The organism is Mesorhizobium sp. M5C.F.Ca.IN.020.32.2.1 (assembly GCF_004023105.1).
GTDB classification, from domain to species: Bacteria; Pseudomonadota; Alphaproteobacteria; order Rhizobiales; family Rhizobiaceae; genus Mesorhizobium; species Mesorhizobium wenxiniae.
Map to the genome: position 1 here is coordinate 1 of NZ_RZSX01000258.1, position 7,364 is coordinate 7,364.

At 63.5% G+C, this 7,364-nt stretch carries 7 protein-coding genes and 1 pseudogene; 5 read left to right on the forward strand and 3 right to left on the reverse strand.

The window, feature by feature from the left end:
• Window positions 1–242: pseudogene (locus EOA86_RS14955) on the reverse strand (L,D-transpeptidase); the annotation flags it as partial.
• Between the two features lie 266 nt (window positions 243–508).
• On the opposite strand from EOA86_RS14955, the gene EOA86_RS14960 reads away from it, so the two are divergent.
• From EOA86_RS14960 to xylB, 3 genes are all read left to right on the forward strand, one after another.
• Complete coding sequence (locus EOA86_RS14960; protein WP_128342338.1) at window positions 509–1,132, forward strand: LysE family translocator; 624 nt, start codon at window positions 509–511, stop codon at window positions 1,130–1,132.
• A 9-nt stretch (window positions 1,133–1,141) separates the two neighbouring features.
• Window positions 1,142–2,464, forward strand: a complete 1,323-nt coding sequence (locus tag EOA86_RS14965; protein ID WP_127210802.1) for a tetratricopeptide repeat protein — start codon at window positions 1,142–1,144, stop codon at window positions 2,462–2,464.
• An 81-nt stretch (window positions 2,465–2,545) separates the two neighbouring features.
• Window positions 2,546–4,000, forward strand: a complete 1,455-nt coding sequence (gene xylB, locus EOA86_RS14970) for a xylulokinase (RefSeq protein WP_128342339.1) — start codon at window positions 2,546–2,548, stop codon at window positions 3,998–4,000.
• 35 nt (window positions 4,001–4,035) lie between these two features.
• Here the strand turns inward: xylB and EOA86_RS14975 are convergent, their stop codons facing one another.
• Window positions 4,036–4,398, reverse strand: a complete 363-nt coding sequence (locus EOA86_RS14975) for a nuclear transport factor 2 family protein (protein WP_065011034.1) — start codon at window positions 4,396–4,398, stop codon at window positions 4,036–4,038.
• 113 nt (window positions 4,399–4,511) lie between these two features.
• Here EOA86_RS14975 and xylA point away from each other — a divergent pair, with 113 nt between their 5' ends.
• Complete coding sequence (gene xylA, locus EOA86_RS14980; protein ID WP_128342341.1) at window positions 4,512–5,837, forward strand: xylose isomerase; 1,326 nt, start codon at window positions 4,512–4,514, stop codon at window positions 5,835–5,837.
• 184 nt (window positions 5,838–6,021) lie between these two features.
• Window positions 6,022–6,231 (forward strand): hypothetical protein, encoded by a 210-nt coding sequence (locus tag EOA86_RS14985; RefSeq protein WP_029347507.1) that lies wholly within the window; start codon window positions 6,022–6,024, stop codon window positions 6,229–6,231.
• A gap of 6 nt (window positions 6,232–6,237) precedes the next feature.
• Here EOA86_RS14985 and EOA86_RS14990 read toward each other — a convergent pair whose 3' ends face one another.
• Window positions 6,238–7,218, reverse strand: coding sequence for a GlxA family transcriptional regulator (locus tag EOA86_RS14990; protein WP_128342343.1), 981 nt, complete (start codon window positions 7,216–7,218; stop codon window positions 6,238–6,240).
• Window positions 7,219–7,364: the final 146 nt, after the last annotated feature.

Below are 7,364 nucleotides of genomic sequence, written 5' to 3' on the forward strand. Positions count from 1 at the left end.
AGGTAGGGCACTTCCGGCAGCGTGAAGCCGCCGTCGGTGACGGAGGCATACATCACATCGGGACTGGTGATGTTCTTGTCGACGCTGATGCTCGGGCGGATGGGGGTGATCGCGCCGGTGGTGACGCCGTCGAGTTGCAGCGCCGACAAATCGAGCGTCTGGCTGCAGCCGGCGACGCCGAGCAGCGCCAGCGCACCCGCTCCGGACAACACTGCGCGGCGGGAGAGCTGGATTTCGGAAATTTCGATTTCGATTTCGTCGCCATTGTACGGCGGCGTCAGACCTTGCGGCAACTCACGCATCTACCCAAACCCTACGCTGTCGGCGGGAAACACGGTCCGGCCGGATAGAGTGCATTTTCACCAATCATGGTTGAAAAAGCGTGAAGACTTCTTACCCTGCCTTAACCTCCCGGCCGAGCCGTCGCGCCGCACATTTTCGATGCTGCCCCTTTACATCTTTGCCAGCCCAAGGATTTATCCTTTTCTTTGAGCTCAAGGAGACGAACATGTCCTTCGAAAACTGGGCCGCCTTTGCCGCCGCCTCGACGATCCTTCTTGTCATTCCCGGCCCGACCATCCTTCTGGTCGTGTCCTATGCTCTCGGCCAGGGCTGGCGCACCGCGCTGCCGATGGCGGTCGGCGTGGCGCTCGGCGACTTCACGGCGATGACGTTGTCGATGCTGGGCATCGGCGCGCTGTTGGCGGCGTCGGCCACCGTATTCATGCTGCTGAAGGTGATCGGCGCCGGTTATCTGATCTATCTCGGCGTAAAGCTGTTTCGCGCCGGTGGCACGCTCAAGGCCGAGCCGCGCCTCGACGCGGTGTCGTCGGCCAAGATGATGGCGCATGCCTGGCTGGTCACCGCGCTCAACCCGAAAAGCATCACCTTCTTCGTCGCCTTCCTGCCGCAGTTCCTCGACCGGCACGCCGACTTCTGGACGCAGATGCTGATCCTTGAAACGACCTTCCTGGCGCTCGCCTTCGCCAATGCCTTCGGCTACGCGTTGATCGCGGCAAGGGCGCGCAACGTCGTGCGTAATCCCCTGGCGATCCGCATCTTCAACCGCACCGGCGGCACGCTGCTGGTCGGCGCCGGCATCGCCACGGTGGCGATGCGCTCGGGCAATTGAGGACATGCCATGGCAGTCAGGGATGCATTCGGCCTGACATTTTCGGGTGCGACCGAGGCCGGGTTCTCGTCCTACAGCCAGGCTGTCCGCGAACTGCAATGCTTCATCGGCGATCCGGTCGGCTCGGTCGATCGCGCCATCGCCGAGGATCCCGGCTTCGTCATGGCGCATGTGTTCAAGGGCTATCTCTTCGGCCTCGCCACCGAGCGTGAGGCGACAGCCGTGGCCAGGACTTGCTATGAGGCGTCGCTGCCCCTTGCGGCGACGCCGCGTGAGCAGGCGCATGTCGCTGCGCTCGGCCGTCTTGCCGCAGGACGCTGGCATGAAGCCGCCCGTCTGCTCGAGGATATCGCCATCGAGTTTCCGCTCGATGCGCTGGCGCTGCAGACCGGGCACCAGATCGATTTCTTCACCGGCAATGCCCGCATGCTGCGCGACCGCATCGGCCGCGCGCTGCCGTCGTGGCAAAGCGGCATGCCGGGATACCACGCCATACTTGGCATGCAGGCGTTCGGGCTGGAGGAAATGGGCGACTATGCGCGCGCCGAAAAGCTTGGCCGCATGGCAGTCGACATCGAGCCGCGCGACGGCTGGGCACAGCACGCCGTCGCCCACGTCATGGAAACGCAGAGCCGGCAAAAGGACGGCATCGCTTGGATGCGAGCCAACCCCGAAGCTTGGACGAAGGAAAGCTTCCTACAAGTGCACAATTGGTGGCATCTGGCGCTGTTTCACTACGATCTCGGCGAGACCGAACAGGTGCTGGCGCTCTATGACGGGCCGATCTACGGCGAGCGCTCGACGCTGGCGCTCAACATGGTCGACGCTTCGGCGATCCTGTGGCGGCTGCATCTCGGCGGCGTCGATGTCGGCCCCCGCTGGGCGGCGCTCGCCGCCAACTGGACCAAAGCCAGCGCCGGCAACTATGCCTTCAACGATGCCCATGCGATGATGGCCTTCGTCGGCGCCGGCCAAGAAGCGCCGGTTCGCGCCTTGCTCGAGGCGCAGCGCGAGGCCATGCACGGCAACGACGACAACGCCGCCTTCACCCGCGATGTCGGCCATCCCTTGACGCTCGCCATCAAGGCATTCGGCGACGGCAATTATGCCGAGACGCTACGCCTGATCCGGCCAATCCGGGCGATCGCCCACCGGTTCGGGGGCAGCCACGCGCAACGCGACGTCATCGACCTGACGCTGATCGAAGCGGCGTTGCGTTCCGGCGATCATGCGCTGGCAACGGCGCTTGCCGCGGAACGCGCGCTGGCGCGGCCGGACAGTCTGCTGTCGGCGCTGTTCTCGCGGCGCGCGGCCGATTTGTCGGAGAATTGACCGGAGGCGGATCTTGTCTTAAAAACTGCGAAGTCAGATTTTTTCGAGATCCGAAAAAATTAATGGCAGTGGGAGGACACCATGTATCTCGGCCTCGATCTTGGCACGTCGGGCGTCAAGGCGCTTTTGATCGATGCCGGGCAGACTGTCATCGGCTCTGGCCATGCTTCACTAGACGTGTCGCGGCCGCATCCCGGCTGGTCCGAGCAGAACCCCGCCGACTGGATCCGCGCCTGCGAGGAAGCAATTGCCGAGCTCAACGCCTCGTATCCAGGACAACTCGCCGCCGTGAAGGGCATCGGCCTTTCCGGCCAGATGCACGGCGCCACCTTGCTCGACGCCGGCGACCAGGTGCTGCGCCCCTGCATCCTGTGGAACGACACGCGCAGCCATGCCGAGGCGGCCAAGCTCGACGCCGATCCGCGCTTTCGCAATCTGACCGGCAACATTGTCTTCCCCGGTTTCACCGCGCCAAAGCTGGTCTGGGTGAAAAACAACGAGCCGGATGTTTTCGCCAAAGTGTCAAAGGTCTTGCTGCCGAAGGATTTCCTGCGGCTCTGGCTCACCGGCGAACATATTTCGGAGATGTCGGACTCGGCAGGCACGTCCTGGCTCGATGTCGGCAAGCGAGGCTGGTCATCCGACCTGCTTTCCGCCACGTCGCTCGACGAGAAGCAGATGCCGTCACTGGTCGAAGGCACTGAGAAAGCCGGCGCCCTGCGCAGCGAACTGGCCTCGAAATGGGGAATGCAGGCCGGCATCCCGATCGCCGGCGGCGCCGGCGACAATGCGGCGTCGGCCTGCGGCATGGGCACGGTCGCAGCCGCCCAGGCCTTCGTCTCGCTTGGCACGTCAGGCGTGCTGTTTGCCGCCAACGCTGCCTATCTGCCAAACCCGGAAAGCGCGGTGCATACGTTCTGCCACGCGCTGCCCGACACCTGGCACCAGATGGGCGTCATCCTGTCGGCGACCGATTCGCTCAACTGGCTGTCGGAGATATCAGGGAAAGGCGCCGGCGAGCTGACCGCCGAACTCGGCGATACGCTGAAGGCGCCGACCGGCGTGTCCTTCCTGCCCTATCTCTCCGGCGAGCGTACGCCGCACAATGACTCGGCCATCCGCGGCGCGTTCACCGGGCTTGCGCATGAATCGAGCCGCGCTGTGCTGACCCAGGCGGTAGTCGAAGGTGTGGCTTTCGCCTTCCGCGACAGTCTCGAGGCCTTGGCCACGGCCGGCACGACGCTGACGCGGGTGACGGCGATCGGCGGCGGCTCGCGCTCGCGCTATTGGCTGAAGGCAATCGCCACCGCGCTCGGCCTGCCCGTCGACATCCCGGCCGATGGCGATTTCGGCGCTGCCTTCGGTGCGGCGCGACTCGGCATGATCGCGGCGACGGGCGCCGATCCGCTCAGAGTGTGCACGGCGCCGGCCACCGATGCCACTATCGAGCCGGTCGCCGCGCTAAGCAATGCCTATGCGGATGCCTATCAGCGCTACCGCTTGCTTTACCCAGCCATCAAGGCCGCCACAGCGTGAGTGGTTTCCCACCCCCGCCGAGGCCTGAGATGACCTCACTGTGCCGGAACCTTGTCGAGAAAGCCGGTGACGCTCTTCAGGCGGCCATTCTCGATGACGCCGATGTCGGTGCCTTCGATGACCGAATCCGTGCCTTCCGGCCCGAGATTCCACGAGAAGCGGATCGTGTCGCCAAATCCGTCCGGCTTGCCCTTCAGCGAAAACCGGAAGCCGGCAAAACGCTGCTGGACGCCTTCGATCAGTGCGTCGACGCCGTCATGGCCGTCGCCCTGCATGATCGGATCGCGGTAGCTGACGTCCTCGGTGAAGGCCGCCTTGAGCAAGGTTTGCCGGCGCACGGCGTCGCTCTCGTTCCAGGCAGTGATGTAGTTTTCGGCGATCGTGTTGAGGTCGGTCATGGTCTGTCTCCTTTGTTGAGGGGCTTTGACATGACCGTTTTCATCCAACGCCAATGCGAAACCAATTACGCCTGAGGTAATCAGGACAGAACCATGCGAGAGGACAGACAATCATGACCAGCGGCTTTTTCGGCGACATCCAGAAGATCAAATATGAGGGGCCAGATTCGACCAATCCGCTGGCCTACCGGTTCTACAATCCCGACGAAATTGTCGCCGGCAAGCGGCTGGAAGACCATCTGCGCTTTGCCGTCGCCTACTGGCATTCATTCGCCTGGCCGGGCGGCGATCCGTTCGGCGGCCAGACCTTTGAGCGGCCATGGTTCGCCAAGGCCGGCGGCACCGACACGATGGAGCTGGCCAAGCTCAAGGCCGATGTCGCCTTCGACATGTTTGCGCTGCTCGGTGCCCCCTACTTCTGCTTCCACGATGCCGATGTGCGGCCGGAAGGAAAAGATTTTTCCGAAAGTGCCGCGCGCCTCGATGAGATCGCCGATTACTTTGCGTCGAAGATGAAGCAGACTGGGGTCAAGCTGCTTTGGGGCACGGCCAACCTGTTCTCCAACCGCCGCTTCATGGCGGGTGCCGCCACCAATCCCGATCCGGATGTCTTTGCCTATGCGGCAGCGACGGTGAAACACTGCATCGATGTCACCAAGCGGCTGAACGGCGAGAACTATGTGCTGTGGGGCGGCCGCGAGGGCTATGAGACGCTCCTCAACACCGACCTTGCCCGCGAACAGGAACAGGCCGGCCGCTTCCTCAACCTGGTCGTCGATTACAAGCACCGCATCGGCTTCAAGGGCACCATTCTGATCGAGCCGAAGCCGCAGGAGCCGACAAAACACCAGTACGACTATGACGTCGCCACGGTCTACGGCTTCCTGAAACGCTTCGGGCTGGAGAAGGAGGTCAAGCTCAACATCGAGCAGGGCCATGCCATCCTGGCCGGCCATTCCTTCGAGCATGAACTGGCGTTGGCCAGTGCGCTCGGCATCTTCGGCTCGATCGACATGAACCGCAACGACTACCAGTCGGGCTGGGACACCGACCAGTTCCCCAACAATGTGCCGGAGATGGCGCTGGCCTATTACCAGGTCCTGCAGGCTGGCGGCTTCAAGTCCGGCGGCACCAATTTCGACGCCAAGTTGCGGCGCCAGTCGCTCGACCCGCAGGATCTGCTGATTGGCCATATCGGCGGCATGGATTGCTGTGCACGCGGCCTCAAGGCTGCGGCGCGCATGGTCGAGGACAAGGCGCTGTCGGGACCGCTGGCCGAGCGCTATGCCGGCTGGAACTCGGCTGAGGCCAAGGCGATGCTTGCCGGCAAGAGGACGCTGGAGGAGATCACCGAACGCGTCGTCAAGAACAAGATCGAGCCGCAGCCTCGATCCGGCCGCCAGGAACTGCTCGAGAATATCGTCAACCGGTATGTCTGAGGTGTCGCACCGGCGGGTCTCTTGACCGACCCGCCGTCCGGAACAGCTTTGCGCGGGGACGGAACTGACGACAAGGTTTTGCCTCGCACCGCCCCTCAATCGCCTCGCTCTTGCCTTCAAACAGCCGTCACGAATCTCGTATATGTGGTCCGTGGCGGGAACAGAAAGAAGGAGGCGAAACGATATGCAGCACGAACGCGAAATCGACGCCCTGCTCTCATCTGGCGAGGCCGGATCGATCATCGACCGGCTGATGGCGCTGCCGCATCCGAAGCACGGTGCGCGCAGTGCAAACGAATGGGATCGCGCGGTCGCCAGCCGCTTTGAGACCCATCTTGCGAGACAGATGCGCTCGCACATCGACGGCAAAAGCGACCGCCAGGACGCTGCCTAATCCCGACTATCCCTTACGCAGCCTGACCGGCGCTTCGCCGAAAGCTCTTGAAAACGCCCTGGAAAATGCCGCGGCGGACGAGAATCCTGTTCGCCCGGCAATATCGGCCATGGCCACCCGCGTGTCGATCACCAGCCGGCGCGCGGCACCCAGCCGCAGCCTGAGATAATAGGCGCCCGGCGTCTCGCCGATCGACTTGCGAAAGATGCTCTCCAGCGTTCGCGCCGTCACCCCGGCGCGCTTCGCCACCGCGGCAATGGTCAACGGCTGGTCGACATGGGCTTCCATCAGCCGGATGGCTTGCGCCAGCCTGGGATCGTAGCCGTCGAGTCGGCCGAGCGAGACAAGCGGCTGCGCGTCGGTCGCGGCGCGCGCCTGATCGTAGATGAAGACACTTGCCACATCGAGCGCGACAGCCATGCCGAGCCGCGTGCGGATCAGATGCAGCATCAGGTCGAAGGTCGGCGAAGCGCCGCCCGAGGTGAAGACCGGCCCGTCGATGACATAGCGGTCGGGGCGCACATCGACGCCTGGAAAGGCCGACGAAAAATCTTCCATGTCCTCCCAATGCGTGGTGGCGCTGCGTCCTTCCAGCAGGCCGGCGCGCGCCACCAGCCAGGTGCCGGCTTCGACACCGCCGCAGGCGCGTGCGGCGCGCGCCGACCGGCGCAGGCCGGCAAGCAGAGCCGATGTGGAATAGTTCTGCGTACCGAAACCGGCGACGACGACAAGCATATCGGTTATATCCGCCGCATCGAAGCGGCCACTGACCGCAACCGGCAGGCCGCATGTGGTGACCGGCGCTTCGCCGGTCACCGAAACCAGCCTGAAATCGAACAGCGTCTCGCCGGCAATACGGTTGGCGGCGCGCAGCGGATCGACCGCCGATGCCACGCACATGATCGACGACCCGGAAAATATCAGAAGCGTTACCTTGAGCGTCGAGCGTTCGGCGCGAAAGATCGAAGGCTTTTCGTTTTTCATCATGCGATCTTCGTAAAACGCAAAACAGTTTCCGGCAAGTCAGGCATTGTTGCCGTCTGTTCGATCAGGCCCATGTTTGATTGGGCCGTCTGCGCTGGTTGGGAGGAAAGTCCATGCCGCTAACGATGAACCGTGAGGTTTTCATTACC